A 16,168-nucleotide genomic window follows, 5' to 3' on the forward strand; every position below is an offset into this window, starting at 1 on the left:
ACATGCAATGGATCAGAAAACGAAGCCCTGGGCATTTCCCAAACCCCACCCCGAAAACACCCCGCGCGGCGAGCGCAACAAACAAGAGTTCGACACGCCGCCCAAAGACGAAAAGCCCGCGCCCAAGCCGCGCGCCAAAAAGCAAACCCCCGCGGCGGGACGGGCTCGCCCGTGACGCTGGGCGCAACGCTGCGCATTGCCGTCGCGGCAACGCTGGCCGCGCTTTCCGTGGCGGCCGCCGCGGCGCCCGACATCCAGACGGGCGACATGGTGTTCCAGCAGTCCCGCTCGGCGCAAAGCCTGGCCATCCAGCAGGCCACGCATTCGCCCTATAGCCACATGGGCATGATCGTCACGCGCCAGGGCCAGCCCTACGTATTGGAGGCCGCGGCGCGCGTAGCCTACACACCGTTGGCACAGTGGGTGGCGCAAGGCGAGCGCGGCCACTACGTGGTCAAGCGGCTGCGCGACACCTCGCTGCTGACGCCCCGAGCCCGCGAGCAGCTTGCGAAGACGGGCGCCGCCTACGTGGGCAAGCCCTACGATCTGGTGTTCGCATGGTCGGACGAACAGATCTATTGCTCCGAGCTGGTCTGGAAGATCTATCAGCGCGCCCTCGGCGTGAAGGTCGGCGCGCTGGCGCCGCTCAAGAGCTTCGACCTGGCGTCTCCAGCCGTGCAGGCCAAGATGCGGGAACGCTACGGCAAGAGCATTCCCTGGGAAGAGCCCATCATCTCGCCAGCCGCCATGTACGAGTCAGACCAGTTGGTCACCGTCGGCACATTCTGACCGCCCCGCAGGGCGGCCAGGTTATGGCGATGCCGCCGCCCACACGCGGCAGTCTAGCGTTACCGGGCCGCCGCGGGCGCCACGCGGAACGTGACACCCAGCCGATTGAACGCATTCATCAACCCGATCGCGTAAGTCAGGTCTGCAAGCTCCCGGTCATTGAATTGCGCCGTCGCCGCGGCATAGTCGGCATCGGGCACGCCCGTTTCGGCGACGCGCGTCACCGTTTCCGCCCAGGCCAGCGCGGCGCGTTCCCGGTCGTCGAACACCGATCCGGCCTCGCGCCACACCGGAATCAGCACCAGCTTGTCCACGGTCATCCCCTGCTTGATAAGGTCGCGCGAATGCATGTCGATGCAGTAGGCGCAGCCGTTGATCTGCGAGACCCGCAGATAGACCTGCATGATCAAGTCTTCGGGCAGGCTGCATTTCTGCAGGTAGGCATACACCCCGCCAAAGGCCTTGTATCCCTCGGGCGCGGCCTTGGTGTAATCGATGCGATGGCTCATTGCAAATCCTTGTTTCTACGGTTCAAGGCCGCCATCCTGCGCCTTTGCGCCCGTTCTTGACAGGTCCATGAACCAGGTTTGCGACTGGGGCATGACGAACCGCCCCGTCAGCGCGCCGCCGTGGCGTCCTTGTAGACGACGCCGTCTTTCATGATCAGCAGGAAGTTCCTGTCCGGATCGCCGATCAACTTGATGTTCTGGATGGGATCGCCGTCGACGAGAATCAGGTCGGCCAGCGCGCCTTCCCGCAAGACGCCCAGGTCCCCGGGATAGGGATTGCGCAGGCCGGACAGCTTGAGCAGCTCGGCGTTCGTGCCCGTCGCCATGATGAGCGTCTGCGCCGGGGTGTACCACCGCGTCAGGCTCGCCAGAATGTTGCCCTGCTGCGCGGCCAGCTGGCTTGAAAACAGGACGTCCGTTCCGAACGCCGTCTTCAGCTTGTACTTGATCGCTAGCTGGTAAGTCCGGTCCGTGCCGGCGAAGACCTCCTGCGCCTTCTTCCATTGGTCGGAACCGCGTGGGAACGCATTGGCCAGTTCATCCGGGAACGGCTGCGTGCTGAGCCAGACGCCGGCCTTGGCCATCATCTGCGCCGTTTCGTCGTCCATCAGGCTGCCGTGCTCGATGCTCAGGACGCCCACCTTGACGGCGCGCTGAATCGCCTTGGGCGTGTAGGCGTGCACCGCTACGTAGGTGCCCCAGTCCGTGGCCGCGTCCACCGCCGCCTTCAGTTCGGGCTCGGTAAACGTCACGACGTCCAGCGGGCTGTGGGGCGACGACACCCCGCCGCCGGCCGTCAGCTTGATCTGCGAGGCGCCCTGCATCAATTGTTCACGCGTGCGCAGGCGCACCTCGTCGGGGCTGTCCGCGATATTGCTGTCGCCAGCCAGATCGTGCCGCGAACCGGGTGCGCCCAGCGTGCGCGGCAGGTCCGCCATGGACCGGAAGTCGCCATGGCCACTGGTCACGCTGATCATCGCGCCGGAGGGATAAATGCGCGGCCCTGGAATGACGCCCTGGTCCACCGCCAGCTTCAGGCTGAAAGCCGAGCCGCCCAAATCGCGCACCGTGGTGAATCCGCGCATCAACGTCTTGCGCGCTTCGACCGCGGCGACGATGTTCACGTAGGTGGGGTCCTGGGTCATCGCGACCGACAGCGGCACACCCGCGAACATGCTGTGCCAGTGCGCGTCGATCAGCCCCGGCATGAGCGTGCGGCCGCCCCCGTCGATGACCCGCGCGCCGTCGACAGGTATCTTGTCCCGCGACACCTTCTCGATGACGTTGCCATGGACCAGCACGCTGCTGGCTGGACTCAACGCCGAAGACACGCCGTCAAAAATGCGCACGTTCTCGAACAGGATCCGGGAATCCGCGGCTGCGCCGCCTGCCGCCGCCTGCTGATCCTGCCCGGGGTCCGGCATACCGTGGGAAAAAGCGGCCGTTGGGCTAAAAAGCAGCGCCGCCGCGCCGATTGCAATAGCAGTCCTGACAGACATATGCGCGCCTCGCGATGATGGTTTCGATGTCCGCCCTCAGGACGGAAACAGGATCGGAATCAGCGTCAAGCTGACGATGAGTGAAAAGATGGTCAATGGCGTGCCCAGCTTCAGGTAGTCGGCGAATCCGAACCCGCCGGCGACGCTGACCAGCGCGTTCGAGGGTGTCGATACCGGCGACAGGAACGCCGCCGACGACGCGATCGCGACGGTCATGGCAAAGGCATAGGGCGAGGCATGCAGGGTCTCGGCGATGCTGATCGCGACCGGCCCCATTAGCACCGCTGTGGCCGTGCCGGACACGACGACGCCCAGGCACACCGTGGCCACGAACACCAACGCGAGCTGGCCGTAGATGCCCCAATCGCCCGAATAGTGCAGCAGGAACTGGGCGGCCAGGTCCACGCCGCCGCTGCGCTTTAGCGCCAGGGCGAACGGCAGCATCCCCACGATGAGTATCAAGGCGCGCCAGTTGATCGCCCGATAAGCGACATCCAGCGTGACACAGCCGAACATGCCCATCATCAGGGCTCCGATCAGCCCCGCCATGACGTTGGGCACCCAATCGGTCAGCATCAGGAAAATGACGGTAGCCAGCGACACCAGCGCGTGGATGGCGCGATTGGGCACGGGAACCAGCGAATCGGCTTCCATGGGCATCGCCAGGCTGACCAGATCGTGTTCCTCGGCCTGCAACGAAAAGATGCCCGCCCAGGGCCCCACCACCAGCAACGTATCGCCAACCCGCATCCGGACGTCCGGCAAATTCCGCATGGCCTCTTTGCCGCGCCACAGTCCGACGATGAACAGGCCACGCCGCTCCAGCGCCACGGAGTCGCGCGTCTTGGCCCCGACAAGGCTGGATTCCGACGGGATGATCACTTCCACCATGCCCACGTCGCGCGCCTGGTCCGCGAAATACACGCCGGACATCGACAGCCGTTTCAGCAGGTGCCTGCCGCAGAAGCCCTCGATATCGAAAGCTTCCGCGTCGGTGTCCAGCAGCAGGATGTCGCCAGGCTCCAGCACGTCATCCGCGGTGGCGCGCATCACCGACCGGGCAAACCGGGAATTCCGTTCAATGGCGATGACACAGGCCGCTTTGCCCAGTTCGTCGCCGTAGATGCCCAACCGGTGGCCGACCAGGTCCGAGTTCTCTTCGACGAGGAGGCGATAGGCGCGGTTCTGCAGGGAGTATTTCGTGACCCAATCGCCCAGGCTGGGCCGGTTGGCGCCCCGCTGGCTCTGGCCCGCGTCGATCAGCTTCCGGGCGAACAGCATGTAGGCGATGCCGCCGGCCAGCACCACCACGCCGATGGGCGTGAAGTCGAAAAACCCGAAACCTTCGTAGCCGGCGTAGCCCAGCGCGCTGTTGAGCACCAGGTTGGGCGTGGTGGCGACCAACGTCAGCATGCCGCTGATCGCCGCGGCCACACCCATGGGCATCAGGATCCGGCGGCTGGCCATGCCGGATTTGCGCGCAATGCGCAGCACAATCGGAATGAAAATCGCGACCACCGCGGTCGAGCTCATTACGGCGCCCATCGTTCCCACGGCCCCCATCACCAGCAGGACGAGCCAGCCCTCGCTTTTTCCGCCATGCCGCAGCAGCAGGTCGCCCACCGCCTGGGCGACGCCGGTGCGGACCAGCCCTTCGCCGACGACGAACAGGCACGCGATCAGGATGATGGCCGGGTTGGAAAAGCCGTCCAGCGCCTCCCGGTAGGTCACCGTGCCGCTCAAGGGCAGCAACACCATCACCAGCAGCGCAACGGCGTCGGATCGGGGACGCCCGATCACGAAGAGCACGACGGCCGCTATTAGGATCGTGAGGACAATTGCCAATTCGCCGCTCATCGTCGCACTCTCGTTTTCTCTTTCGCAGGCCTAGAAGGCGGTATTGCCCGTGCTGATCGCCCAGACGCCAATCCCGCACGACACCAGTATGAGCAGCAGGATCGGCCATTCGTAGGGCGCGAAGATATTTCCGCGCTGCTCCCGCCGCGAAATCAGGAAGAGAATCGTGCCGGGCGCGTAGATGACCGCCGACAGCACGAAATACCGGAATCCCCCGGAATACACCAAGCCCGCCGCATAGACGGTCGCGACGACGGCAAGCCCCAGTTCGATCATCCGGCGACGGCTCCAGCCGTCATAGGTTTCGCCACGCAGCGTTAGCATCAGGCCGAACGCAGCAACGAAGAAATACGGGATCAGGCTCATCGAACTGGCCATGTTCTTCAGGAGGACGAAGGTGTCCTCGGTAAAGAGCGTGACGATCAGGAAGAGCTGCACGATGCCGTTGCTGAGCCAAAGCGCGGCCGCCGGCACGCCGTGCCGGTTCTCCCGCCCCAGGAAGGACGGCATGATCCCCGCGCCGGCCGCGGCGCGCAGGACTTCGGCGGCCAGCAGGATCCAGGCCAGGTAGGCGCCCGCCACCGACACCATCAGGCCTACGCTGACCAGCATGCTTCCCCAAGGGCCGACGACCGACCGCAGCACGCCCGCCATCGACGGATTGCGCAGCGAAGCGATTTCCTCGCGCGGCAGGACCCCGTACGACAGCATGGTGACCAGCACCAGCAACGTCAGCACCAGCAGGAAGCCGACGATGGTGGCGATGGCGACGTCGTCCCTGCGCTTGGCGTAGCGGGAATAGACGCTTGCTCCCTCCACGCCCAGGAACACGAACACGGTGACCAGCATCGTGTTGCGCACCTGCTCGAACAGGCTGCCCTTGCCTTCGCCGCCCAGCCCTTCCGCGATGTTCGCGCGCAGGACGTCCAGATCGACCGCGAAGGCGGCGAAGACGATGAAGATCGCGATGGGCACGATCTTGGCGATCGTCACCACCGTATTCATTCCCGCGGCCTGGCGGATGCCGCGAAGGATGGCGAAATGGGTGGACCAAAGCAGCACCGATGACACCAGCACGGCCGGCACCGTGTCGCCATCGCCAAAGACCGGCATGACGGCGCCCAGCGTCGCCTTGAAGATGACGAAGTAGCTGACGTTGCCCAGGCAGGCCGCCGTCCAGTATCCCAGCGCGGCCAGGAAACCCAGGTACAGGCCGAAGCCCGCCTTGGCGTAGGCAAAGATGCCGGCGTCCAGGTCGGGCCGGCGCCGGGCCAGGAACTGGAAGACCATCGCCAGCGTCAGCATGCCCGTACCCGCAATGGCCCAGGCCACCAGGCCGCCCACCGGACCGGTATTGCGCGCGAAGATGCTGGGCAAAGAGAAAATCCCCGCGCCCACCATCGAACCCACCACCATGGCGGCCAGCGCCATGCGAGAAAGTTTGGCAGTTTCCCCGCTCACGATCGTCTCCTGAAAGCGACCCGGTCTTCAAGGGCCGCGCAGGACTGGCCTTGTCCGGGGCCATGCCTGCGCGGCGCGCGCCCCTTAAGCGGGATCGCGCGAGATGGGGCACGTCATGCAATGCCCGCCCCCGCGGCCCCGTCCCAGCTCCGCACCGACAAAGGTGATGACCTCGATACCCGCCTTGCGCAGCAACGTGTTGGTGTACACGTTGCGGTCATAGGCCAGGACGACCCCGGGCGATATGCACACCAGGTTGGCGCCGCTGTCCCACTGCGTGCGCTCCCGGACATAGGCGTTGCCGCCGGTCTCGACGACCCGCATCTTCTTCACGCCCAGCGCTCCGCCGATCACGTCGACCAGCGACCCTTTGTCCTTGTGCAGTTCCAGCGAGCCCGGCGCGCTGCCCGGGCGATAGGAGAACGCCTGGATGCCGTTGACGATGTCGGGGTACATCAGCACGCAATCCCGGTCCGCGAACGTCAGCACGGTGTCCAGGTGCATGGCGGCCCGCAGCTTGGGCATGGCCGCCACGATCACCCGGTCGGCCGCCTCTTTGGCGAACAGGCTTGCAGCAAGCTGGCTGATGGCCTGGCGCGACGTCCGTTCGCTCATCCCGATCATCACCGTGCGGTTGCCGATCGGCATGACGTCGCCGCCCTCCAGCGTGGCCAGGCCGTGGTCGGCCGTGGGATCGCCCCACCAGACGTTCACCTTGCCGGCAAATCGCGGATGGAACTTGTAGATCGACGAAGTCAGGATCGTCTCTTCGTGCCGGGCCGGCCAGTACAGCGGATTCAGCGTCACGCCGCCGTAGATCCAGCACGTCGTATCTCGCGTATACAGCGTGTTGGGCAGCGGCGGCAGCAGGTATTCCGTGACGCCGGCGGCCTCCTTGATCAGGGCGAGCTGCTCGCCCCCGATCGACTCCGGAAACTCTTCGGTGGACAGGCCGCCGATCAGTGTTTCGGCCAGCTTGCGCGCGGGCAGGCCGTCCAGATAGCTGCGGATTTCATTGAGCAGCCCGAGGCCCACCTGGTTGGCCACGACCTGGTTGTCCAGGATCCACTTCTTCGCTTCGGGGACTTCAAGCGTCTCGGCCAGCAGGTTGTGCATTTCCAGCACATCGACGCCGCGGTCCCGCATTTTCGTCATGAAGTCGAAATGATCGCGTTTCGCGTTGTCGACCCACATGACGTCGTCAAAGAGCAGCGAATCGCAATTGGAAGGCGTCAGTCGTTCGTGCGCCCTTCCGGGCGCGCATACCATCACCGTGCGCAGCTGCCCCACTTCTGAATGGACTCCAAAATTCTCGGTATCAGCCATGACTAGCTCCCAAACGTTAGATGGCGATCCAGCCGTAGATCAGGCCGACGATAGCGGCCAGGGCTCCGACGCACGCCACGATGAAAACGGTCAACTCCCACCCCGTGAAGAATGACCTGCCCTGCTCGCGCCGGGCCCAGAAGTACAGGACCGACCCAGGCGCGTACAACAGTGCCGACAGCAGCAGGAACTTCAGGCCGCCGGCAAAAATCATGAAAAGGGTATAGACGGCCGCGATGCCGGCAAGGGTGAGATCCCGCTTGCGGTCCTTGCCGTCGATGTAGGTCTCGCCGCGCTTGGCCAGCATGTAGCCAAAGCCCGCAACCAGCAGGTAGGGGATCAGCGACATCGCGCTGGTCAGGCTGAGCATCAGCGCGAACGCATCCCGCGACCAGTACGTGCTGATGACGAAGAGCTGCACGATGATGTTGGTGACCCACAGCGCCACGACAGGCACGCCGTTCTTGTTTTCACGAGCAAACGCGCGCGGCATGTCTTCGTTCTTGGCGGCCGCGTGCATGACCTCGGCGCAGATCAGCGACCAGGCCAGGTACGCGCCCAACACCGAAATCAGCAGGCCCACGCTGACGAACACCGCGCCCCACGGTCCGACCACGGCTTCCAGCACGCCGGCCATGGACGGCTGGCGCAACGTGGCGATGTCGCTCTGCTGCATGGCCGCATAGGGCAGCAACGTGACCAGCACCATCAGCAGCAGCGCCGTCACGAAGCCGATCAGCGTCGCCACGCCCACGTGCGACCGCTTGGACGCAAAGCGGGAATACACGCTGGCGCCCTCGATGCCCAGGAAGACGAAGACGGTCACCAGCATCGTCCGCCTGACCTGTTCGAACAGGCTGTAGCCGCTGAGCTCGCCCCAGAAGTTGATGCGGAACAGATCGACCTTGAACGCCACGAACAGGACGATGATGAACACCACGATAGGGATGATCTTGGCCACCGTCACCACGGCGTTGATGAACGCCGCCTGCTGCACGCCGCGCAGAATCATGAAGTGGAACAGCCAGATGCCGACCGACGCCACCGCGATTGCGATCACCGTATTGCCATCCCCGAACACGGGGAAGAAGGCGCCCAGCGTGGACTTGATCAGCACCCAGTACGACACGTTCCCGATGCAGCTGCCGATCCAGTAGCCAAAGGCGGACAGAAAGCCGAGATAGTCTCCAAACCCCGCCTTGGCGTAGGCGAACACGCCAGCGTCCAGCTCGGGCTTGCGCTCGGCCAGCGACTGGAACACGCGCGCCAGCGTGTACATGCCCGCGCCGGCGATGATCCACGCGATCACGGCCCCGACCACGCCTGTCGCGCCGCCAAACGTCCTGGGTAGCGAGAAGATACCCGCCCCGATCATCGACCCCACCACCATGCCCGTCAGGGCAAGCAATCCTAGCTTCTTGGGAGTACTGCTTTCCATCATGCACCTCCAATATTGAGCAAAGACGTGAGCAGGTCGGCCGTCTGCCCTGGTGCTGCCCGGGCGGGCTGGCTTTGCCGCGGGTACCGCAATCAGTTCCTCATAGCCCCCGATCGGAATTCCGGGTAGCGCCATACACCGTCGTCATGATGATCAGCAGTGGGACCCCGATGAACGTGCCGGGTATGCCCCACACCAATCCCCAGAAAAACACGGCCAGCATCACCATCAGCGGCGACAACGAGAACGCGCTGCCGGCAAGCCGGGGTTCCAGATAGCAGCCGTAGACAATCTGGATGCAGTTCAATACCACCAGGACCGCGATGCTCGTCTGAAGCGATCCGTACTGGACGAATGCGAAGAACGCCGGAAACACCGTCGCGACCAGTGGCCCCAGAAAGGGGATGTAGTTCAGCAGGAAGGCCAGCCCGCCCCAGGCGGTCGCCAGCTCCAGTCCGGCATAGATCGCGAACAGCCAGACCGTCACGCCGGTCAGCACGCTGGCCACCGTGCGGATCACCATGTACCAGCGCAGCTTGCTGGCGGCCTCGCGGGCGATCTCGATACACCGCTGCGCGCGTGGCTCGCCCAACAGTCGGGTCAGCCGGCCCGGCGCCTCGTCCAGTTCGAACAGGCCCAGCGCAATGAAGACGAACGACAGGAAGATCATGCCCAGCATGCTGTTGATCCGAAGGGCGATTTCCTGGATTGCCCGGACCAGCCATGACACGTTGAAACTGTCCTGGAACATCTGGATCACCATGGCGCCGTGCGGATGCAGCGTCTCGGTTTCCAGCGTGAACAGGCGCTGGAAGCGCGCGGCATTGGCCATGACCCACTGGGCGACCAGGCTGAAGCCCCAGCCCGCCAGCGACAGGAACACCACCGACACCGCCAGCGTCACCACCAGCACCAGGATCGCGGCCAGCGGCGCCGGCATCCTGCGCCCCAGGTATTGGCGCAGCGGAGCAACCAGGCAGATGACGAACAACGCGAACGTCAGCGGCACGAATACCGGACTGGCCAGGTACAGCAGGCCCAGCAGCAGGATGGCGAAGATTCCGGACAGTGCGAAAGACGTCATCTTGGTATCACCCCATCAACGCGCTTGACCAGATAGGCATAGAACGGATTGGACGTCAGCCGGGTCAGCGTATCCATGCCGATCACGAAGGCGCCCACCTCGCCCCGCATGGACATGGCGCCCAGGCTGATGCCGAATTCCTCGATGTTGTCGGGATGCGTGCCGTACAGCGCATCGTCCGTCGGGAAAGGAAGCGCCACGTGCGATAGGGAATAGACCTCGCGCGGATAGTCCATGCCGATGGCGCGTTCGACGACTTCGTTTGAGTTCGGCTCGATCACGCGTTCGATCATCGCGCTGGACGTCGGGCTGGCATTGGTGACGAGTGTCAGCCGGTAGTTGCGCTTTTCGCCCGGCAGCGTGCCCGCCAGCGACCACGCCACCCCGCGTCGGAACAGCGGCCCCAGCTTGGTCGCGCGGTTCAGGTCGAACAGCACCAGGTCGCTGCCGTTATCGGGCAGGCGCGCGTACAAGGCATTGATCAGCGCGCGCGTGCTGACGGTGAAGTCCAGCACCGAATGGAAGGTGATGATGGGCGGCATCCGGTCCAGGCCGCCGGAACGCTGCTGCGCGACCAGCCTGTCCTGCAGGGTCTGCGTCAGTTCGAACGACTGGCGTGCCGCGTGGACGGGAAAGGAGTTGTACTTGAAGGGGTTGAATTCGGGAACGATGCTGAGCCAGGCGGCCTTGGCAAATGCCGGCAGGATGGCGGGCAGGCCCGCCACGCCGGCGAAACGCGCGAATGCCGTGATGCCGACCATCGGCGAAATCAGCACCAGCCGGTCGGGCTTGCCGATCTTCGGATTGTCCAGCGCATCGAGCGTGTGCATCAGCGCCAGCGCGCCACCATTGGAAAAACCCACCAGATGCAGCGGCCTGGGCGCCGGCACGAGGCGGCGCGCTTCCCGCACGGCCAGCCGCGTGGCCGCAGCCCAGTCCTCCCAATGCGCGTCCGTCAGCCCGCCGGGCACGGTGCCATGGCCCGGCATCCGGATGGCGACAGCCACGTAGCCTTCGGACTGGTAATGGATCGCGATGTGCCGCAGGCTGTAGGGCGAATCGGTCAGGCCGTGCAGCAGCACCGCCACGCCGCGCGGTTCGCCGGCGGGCATCAGCACGAACGACCGGTTCCAGTCGTGCGCGAAATGTTCGGGATACACCTTGGCGCCGGAAAAGTAGCGGTTGCTGTCTACTTTGTCTTCGGGAAGCAGTTTGTCGCCGACGTTCTGCCTGACCTGTGCGAAAAGCTGGTCTTCGTGCGCCAGGTAATCCTTCCAGGTACTGCGATCCAGTTGCCCGGCGTCCAGTTCCTGCGGGACATAGGTGTGCCAGGCCGCCAACGGCGGCCCCTGCTGGATGTCATAGAGGCGCACGCCCATCAGCGCCACGACGACCAACACCGCGCCCGCGGCCACGATGATCGCAGCCTTGCGCAGTCGCCGCCACAGCGGGCGCGAGGCTGGGGCGGCGGGCTTTTCCGCATTCATTGGGCGGCTCCCGCGCCGGGCGCCGGCGCATTTGACGTGGGCTCGGGCACAGGTGCGCCGGTCGCAGGAACGCCAGCCGGAGGTGCGCCAGCCGCGGGTGCGCCGGTCGCCGGAGCGCCCGCCTCCGCCACCGCCAGCGGTTCGTCGCCGCCGCCCAACGCCGCATACAGCGACACCCCATTCTGAAGCTGCGATGCCCGCAGCGTCAGCATCTGCTGTTCGGCGTTGAACAGCCCGCGCCGGGCGTCGACGACTTCCAGATAGATCGAGATGCCGTTCATATAGCGCAGCTCGGCGGTCTCGGCCAGACGCCGCTGCGCCTGGATGGCCGTCGCCTGGGCGGCGACCTGCTCCTGGAATCGCTTGCGGTTCTCCAGCGCGGTCGCCACCTCGCTGAACGCGGTTTGCACGGTCTTGCGGTATGTGGCGACCATTTCATCGCGCTGGGCTGACGCGAAATCCACGGCGGCCCGCCGCTGCCCGTAATCGAAGATCGGCCAGGCCACCCCGGCGCCGATGCCCCAGATCTGGCTGGGCGACGAGAACAGGTCCGACAGCTCGGAGGACGCATACCCGAACGAACCCGTCAGTGCGATACGCGGGAACAGCGCCGCGCGGGCGACGCCGATGTTCGCATTGGCGCTGCGCAGCCGGTTCTCGGCCTGGCGGATGTCCGGCCGGGCCGTCAGCAGGGTGGACGGCAGGCCGGGGCTTAGCGCATCGAACTGTCCCGCGGCCTCGATGGGCGGACCGCCGCCCATCTCGTCCTGGAGGTTCTCGCCGACCAGCACCCATAGCCGATTCCAGTGCGCCGCGGTGGCGCGCTGCCATTCGGCCAACTGGGTCTGCGCCTGCGTCAGGAGGATGGCGGACTGCTCGAAGTCGACCAGCGACGTGACTCCCGCGTCCAGCCGATCCTTGGCGACGCCCAGCGCATAGCTGCGCGTCTCGACCGTGCGCTGCGCCAGCGCAATGCCCTCTTCGCCCGCCCGCGCGTCGTAGTAGGTCGACGCGACATTGGAGATCAGAGACAGGCGGAACGCCCGCTGCCCTTCCACCGTCGCCAGGTATTGTTGCAGCGCCGATTCGGTCAGGTTGCGCACCCGCCCCCAGAAATCCAGCTCGAACGACGTCACCATCACCTGGACGTTGAACTGGTTGAACTGCACGGTTTGGCGGGAGCCTGCCAGCGCCGGGTCAAGCACGGTCAGCGGCGCCTGGTTGCGAGACGCGGATGCGCCGGCGTCCAGTTGCGGCAGCAGGTTGGCCCTTTCGATCCGGTAGAACGCACGCGCCTGCTCGATACGCGCCGTCGCGGCGGCCAGGTCCTGGTTCAGTTCCAGCGACCGGGCGATCAGGCGCTTGAGCTCGGGGTCGCCAAAAAACTGCTGCCACGCCACGTCCTGCGCCGCAACCGCGTCAGCCGGAACGTCGCCAGGAAAGACCGCAGGCATCGCGACATCGGGCCGTTGGTGCACCGGCGCGAAATTGCAGGCGGACAGGCCCCACCCCACCACGGCCGCCGCGGCGATGCGTCCGGCCCTCATGGGTTGTCTCCCTGCTCTTCGGGCTTGGCCGGCGCCTTTCGGGCATCGGAGCGGGGGCCGGACCACCTCCGGGCCACCATGTAGAACAGCGGAGTGAAGAACACGCCGAACAGCGTCGCGGTCAGCATGCTGCCCATCACGCTGGTGCCCACCGCCTGCCGGCTGGCCGCGCCCGCGCCGGTGGCAAGCACCAGAGGCAGCATGCCCAGCACGAAGGTGATGCTCGTCATGATGATGGGGCGCAGGCGCTGCCGGGCGGCATCCACCACGGCCTCCTTTCTGTCGCGGCCTTCCAGCTCTTCCTTCAGCGCGAACTCCACGATCAGGATGCCGTTCTTGGCGGCCAGACCGATGATGGTGACCAGCCCGATATTGAAGTAGATGTCCGCCGACATGCCCCGCCCCAGCGTGAACGCGGCTGCGCCCAGTATCCCGAAGGGCAGGATGAGCAGTACCGACACCGGCACCGACCAGCTTTCGTACAACGCGGACAGCAGCAGAAACACCACCACCAGCGACAGGCCCAGCAGCAACGCCACCTGGTTGCCCGCCTGCTGCTCCTCGTAGGCCGTGCCGGTCCATTCGTATGTGATGCCTTGCGGCAGAACGCGCGCGGCGATGGCTTCCATCTCTGCCAGCGCCACGCCGCTGGACCGCCCGGCCGCGGCCTCGCCCGAAATGGTGATGGAGGGAAAGCCGTTGTAGCGCTCGAGCTGCTGGGGGCCATCTATCCAGCGCATGCGCGAGAACGCCGAGAAAGGCACCATCTCGCCGCGGTTGTTGGGGAGCTGCAGCGCCGCAATGTCCTGCGGCAGCATCCGCTGGTCCGCCTCGGCCTGGATGAACACCCGCTGTACGGATCCCTCGTGCAGGAAGTCATTGACGTAGTTGGACCCGAACGCCAGGGTCAGCGCCTGGTTCACCTGGGCCACCTGCAAGCCCAGCGCCCGCGCATGGACCCGGTCGATCTCGACGTACAGGCGCGGTCCCGGCGGCATCCCGTCCAGGCGAACGCCGGTCAGCAAGGGGCTGGCCGCCGCCGCCGCGATCATCGCCGCACCCGTCGCGGTCAGGCCGGCGCCACCCTGCGCGGTGCGGTCCTGCACCTTCATCGAAAAGCCCGACGCATTGCCCATCGAGGGTATGGGCGGCGGATTCAGGGCGAAGATCAGGGCCTGCGGAATGGACCGGAATCCCAGGTTGCTGCGCCCGACCAGCGCGTCCACCGCGTCGCTGCGCGCCGTGCGTTCGCTCCAGGGATGCAGGTCCACGAACGACAGCGCGGCCGTCTGCCCCTGTCCGAAGAAGTTGAAGCCAACCACCGATGCGACATTGCGCACGGCGGGTTGTTGCCGCAGCATGCTTTCGGCCTGCTGCACCGCGGCCTCGGTCTGGTCGGCCGTCGTGCCGGGCGCCCCGGTGTACGACACGAAGAAATAGCCCTGGTCTTCCAGCGGCAGGTAGCCGCCCGGAAGACGCGAAAACAGGAAGATCGTCAGTCCGCAGACGCCCAGGAAGATAAGCATCCAGCGCAGGGGCCGCACCAGCATGTGCTCGACCGCGCGTACGTACTGGCGCGTCATGGCGTCAAAGCCCGAATTGAACTTGTTGAACACCCACATCTTCGCCTTGGAAACGCGTCCCTTGGACGGCTTGTCATCCGGCAGCTTCAGCAAGGTTGCGCACAAGGCCGCGCCCAGCGACAGCGCCAGCACGGTGGACACGACAATGGCCACGGACAGCGTGATGGAGAACTGCCGGTAGATCGCGCCGCTGGAGCCCGGAAACATGGCCATGGGCACGAACACCGCCACCAGCACGAGGGTGCTGGCGATGATCGCCCCCCAGACCTGGCCCACGGCCTTGCGCGTTGCATCCGGCGCGGACAGTTGTTCGTCCTTCATGATGCGCGCCACATTTTCCGACACCACGATGGCGTCGTCGTTCAGCACGCCGATCGCCACCACCATCCCGAACAACGACAAGAGGTTGATCGATGCGCCGAACAGGAACAGGCCGGCGCAGGTGCCCACCAGGGCGATCGGCACGATCAGCGTGGGAATCAGCGTGCTGCGCCAGCTTTGCAGGAACAGGAACACCATCGCAGTAACCAGCAGCAGGGCTTCCACCATCGTCACCAGCACCGAGCTGATGGACGTCGTGATGAAGGGCGTAGTGTCGAACGGAACCGTCCAGCCGACGCCGGCCGGGAACACGGATTCCAGTTCCGTCATCCGCTGGCGGACCTGCCGCGCGACGTCCAGCGCGTTGGCGTCGTTGGCCAGTTGGATGGCGATGCCCGCGGCCTCCTTGCCATTCACGCTGAGCCGGAAGTTGTAGCTTTCGTTGCCCAGCTCCACGCGGGCCACGTCGCCCAGCCGCACCAATGAACCATCGTTATTGACGCGCAGAATGACTTGCCGGAACTGCTCGGGCGTCGAAAACCGGCTCTGCGCGACGATCTGGGCGTTGAAGTCGGCGCCCTGCGCCAGCGGCAGGTCGCCCAGCGATCCGCCGATCGTCTGCGCGTTCTGTTCCTGCACGGCGCGCATCGCGTCGCTGGCCGACATCTGGAAGCTGGCCAGCTTGCGCTCGTCCAGCCAGATCCGCATGGCGTACGACGATCCGAAGAGCTGCACGTCGCCCACGCCGCGGATGCGCCGCAGCTCGTTCAGGATGTTGTTCGAGGCGAAATTGCCCATCTGCACCGCACTGACGTCGCCGGTCTCGGATTGCAGCGCCAGCAGCATCAGGAAGCCTGACGAGGCCTTGGTGACCGCGACGCCCAATTGGCGCACTTCCTGGGGCAAGCGCGGCTCGACCCGGCTCAGGCGGTCCTGCACCTGGCTGCGCGCCACGTCCAGGTCCGTGCCGGGCTGAAGGGTCACGGTGATCTGCGAGGTTCCGTTGGCCCGGCTGACCGACGCCATATACAGGAAATTGTCCACCCCGTTCATTTCCTCCTCGATGATGGAGGTGACGGTGCGGTCGATGGTCGTCGTATCGGCGCCGCGGAAGGTGGCCTGGATGGTGATCGACGGCGGCGCGATGTTGGGATATTGCTCCACCGGCAGCAACACCAGCGATATCAGGCCGAACAGCAAGAGAAACAGCGCCACCACCCAAGCAAAAACCGGCCGCAATACAAAGAATGAGCCCATGGCCGACTCC

The 16,168-nt window shown here is 65.4% G+C and carries 12 protein-coding genes; 2 read left to right on the forward strand and 10 right to left on the reverse strand.

Annotation, left to right across the window (positions count from 1 at the left end):
- Positions 1-7: 7 nt before the first annotated feature.
- Together RT614_RS14435 and RT614_RS14440 are read left to right on the forward strand one after the other, a co-directional pair.
- Entirely contained in the window at positions 8-175 is a 168-nt protein-coding gene (locus RT614_RS14435) for a hypothetical protein (RefSeq protein WP_313622788.1), read from the forward strand.
- The gene (locus tag RT614_RS14440) at positions 172-789 is read left to right on the forward strand and encodes a YiiX family permuted papain-like enzyme (RefSeq protein ID WP_313622789.1); all 618 of its coding nucleotides are present in this window, start codon (positions 172-174) and stop codon (positions 787-789) included. Before RT614_RS14435 ends, RT614_RS14440 begins: the two co-directional genes overlap by 4 nt.
- A 59-nt stretch (positions 790-848) precedes the next feature.
- Here RT614_RS14440 and RT614_RS14445 read toward each other — a convergent pair whose 3' ends face one another.
- The 10 genes from RT614_RS14445 to RT614_RS14490 all read right to left on the reverse strand — a co-directional run bounded on the left by RT614_RS14445 (position 849) and on the right by RT614_RS14490 (position 16,158).
- Positions 849-1,298, reverse strand: coding sequence for a carboxymuconolactone decarboxylase family protein (locus RT614_RS14445; protein WP_313622790.1), 450 nt, complete (start codon positions 1,296-1,298; stop codon positions 849-851).
- Positions 1,299-1,405: 107 nt separating this feature from the next.
- Complete coding sequence (locus tag RT614_RS14450) at positions 1,406-2,722, reverse strand: amidohydrolase family protein (RefSeq protein WP_313622791.1); 1,317 nt, start codon at positions 2,720-2,722, stop codon at positions 1,406-1,408.
- 111 nt (positions 2,723-2,833) lie between these two features.
- Positions 2,834-4,654 (reverse strand): SLC13 family permease, encoded by a 1,821-nt coding sequence (locus tag RT614_RS14455; protein ID WP_313622792.1) that lies wholly within the window; start codon positions 4,652-4,654, stop codon positions 2,834-2,836.
- Between the two features lie 30 nt (positions 4,655-4,684).
- Entirely contained in the window at positions 4,685-6,115 is a 1,431-nt protein-coding gene (locus RT614_RS14460) for a basic amino acid/polyamine antiporter (RefSeq protein ID WP_313622793.1), read from the reverse strand.
- 84 nt (positions 6,116-6,199) lie between these two features.
- Complete coding sequence (gene arcA / locus RT614_RS14465) at positions 6,200-7,441, reverse strand: arginine deiminase (RefSeq protein ID WP_313622794.1); 1,242 nt, start codon at positions 7,439-7,441, stop codon at positions 6,200-6,202.
- Positions 7,442-7,457: 16 nt separating this feature from the next.
- A complete protein-coding gene (locus RT614_RS14470) occupies positions 7,458-8,879 on the reverse strand; it encodes a basic amino acid/polyamine antiporter (protein WP_313622905.1) in 1,422 nt (473 codons plus the stop codon).
- 100 nt (positions 8,880-8,979) lie between these two features.
- Positions 8,980-9,963 (reverse strand): AI-2E family transporter, encoded by a 984-nt coding sequence (locus RT614_RS14475; RefSeq protein WP_313622795.1) that lies wholly within the window; start codon positions 9,961-9,963, stop codon positions 8,980-8,982.
- Positions 9,960-11,450 (reverse strand): alpha/beta hydrolase, encoded by a 1,491-nt coding sequence (locus RT614_RS14480; protein WP_313622796.1) that lies wholly within the window; start codon positions 11,448-11,450, stop codon positions 9,960-9,962. Before RT614_RS14480 ends, RT614_RS14475 begins: the two co-directional genes overlap by 4 nt.
- Positions 11,447-12,997: an efflux transporter outer membrane subunit gene (locus RT614_RS14485; protein WP_313622797.1), complete on the reverse strand. Its 1,551-nt coding sequence runs from the start codon at positions 12,995-12,997 to the stop codon at positions 11,447-11,449. Before RT614_RS14485 ends, RT614_RS14480 begins: the two co-directional genes overlap by 4 nt.
- Positions 12,994-16,158 carry a multidrug efflux RND transporter permease subunit gene (locus tag RT614_RS14490; protein WP_313622798.1) on the reverse strand — a complete coding sequence of 1,055 codons (3,165 nt, stop codon included), beginning with the start codon at positions 16,156-16,158 and terminating at the stop codon, positions 12,994-12,996. Before RT614_RS14490 ends, RT614_RS14485 begins: the two co-directional genes overlap by 4 nt.
- Positions 16,159-16,168: the final 10 nt, after the last annotated feature.

It is taken from the genome of Achromobacter sp., from assembly GCF_032102605.1.
Taxonomy (GTDB): domain Bacteria; phylum Pseudomonadota; class Gammaproteobacteria; order Burkholderiales; family Burkholderiaceae_B; genus Achromobacter.

Excerpts from the sequence above, each read along its gene's own strand:
- RT614_RS14475 (WP_313622795.1), bottom strand. The coding sequence starts at position 9,963 with ATGACGTCTTTCGCACTGTCCGGAATCTTCGCCATCCTGCTGCTGGGC.
- RT614_RS14455 (WP_313622792.1), bottom strand. The coding sequence starts at position 4,654 with ATGAGCGGCGAATTGGCAATTGTCCTCACGATCCTAATAGCGGCCGTC.
- arcA (WP_313622794.1), bottom strand. The coding sequence starts at position 7,441 with ATGGCTGATACCGAGAATTTTGGAGTCCATTCAGAAGTGGGGCAGCTG.
- RT614_RS14480 (WP_313622796.1), bottom strand. The coding sequence starts at position 11,450 with ATGAATGCGGAAAAGCCCGCCGCCCCAGCCTCGCGCCCGCTGTGGCGG.
- RT614_RS14450 (WP_313622791.1), bottom strand. The coding sequence starts at position 2,722 with ATGCCGGACCCCGGGCAGGATCAGCAGGCGGCGGCAGGCGGCGCAGCC.
- RT614_RS14470 (WP_313622905.1), bottom strand. The coding sequence starts at position 8,879 with ATGGAAAGCAGTACTCCCAAGAAGCTAGGATTGCTTGCCCTGACGGGC.
- RT614_RS14485 (WP_313622797.1), bottom strand. The coding sequence starts at position 12,997 with ATGAGGGCCGGACGCATCGCCGCGGCGGCCGTGGTGGGGTGGGGCCTG.
- RT614_RS14445 (WP_313622790.1), bottom strand. The coding sequence starts at position 1,298 with ATGAGCCATCGCATCGATTACACCAAGGCCGCGCCCGAGGGATACAAG.
- RT614_RS14490 (WP_313622798.1), bottom strand. The coding sequence starts at position 16,158 with ATGGGCTCATTCTTTGTATTGCGGCCGGTTTTTGCTTGGGTGGTGGCG.
- RT614_RS14435 (WP_313622788.1), top strand. The coding sequence starts at position 8 with ATGGATCAGAAAACGAAGCCCTGGGCATTTCCCAAACCCCACCCCGAA.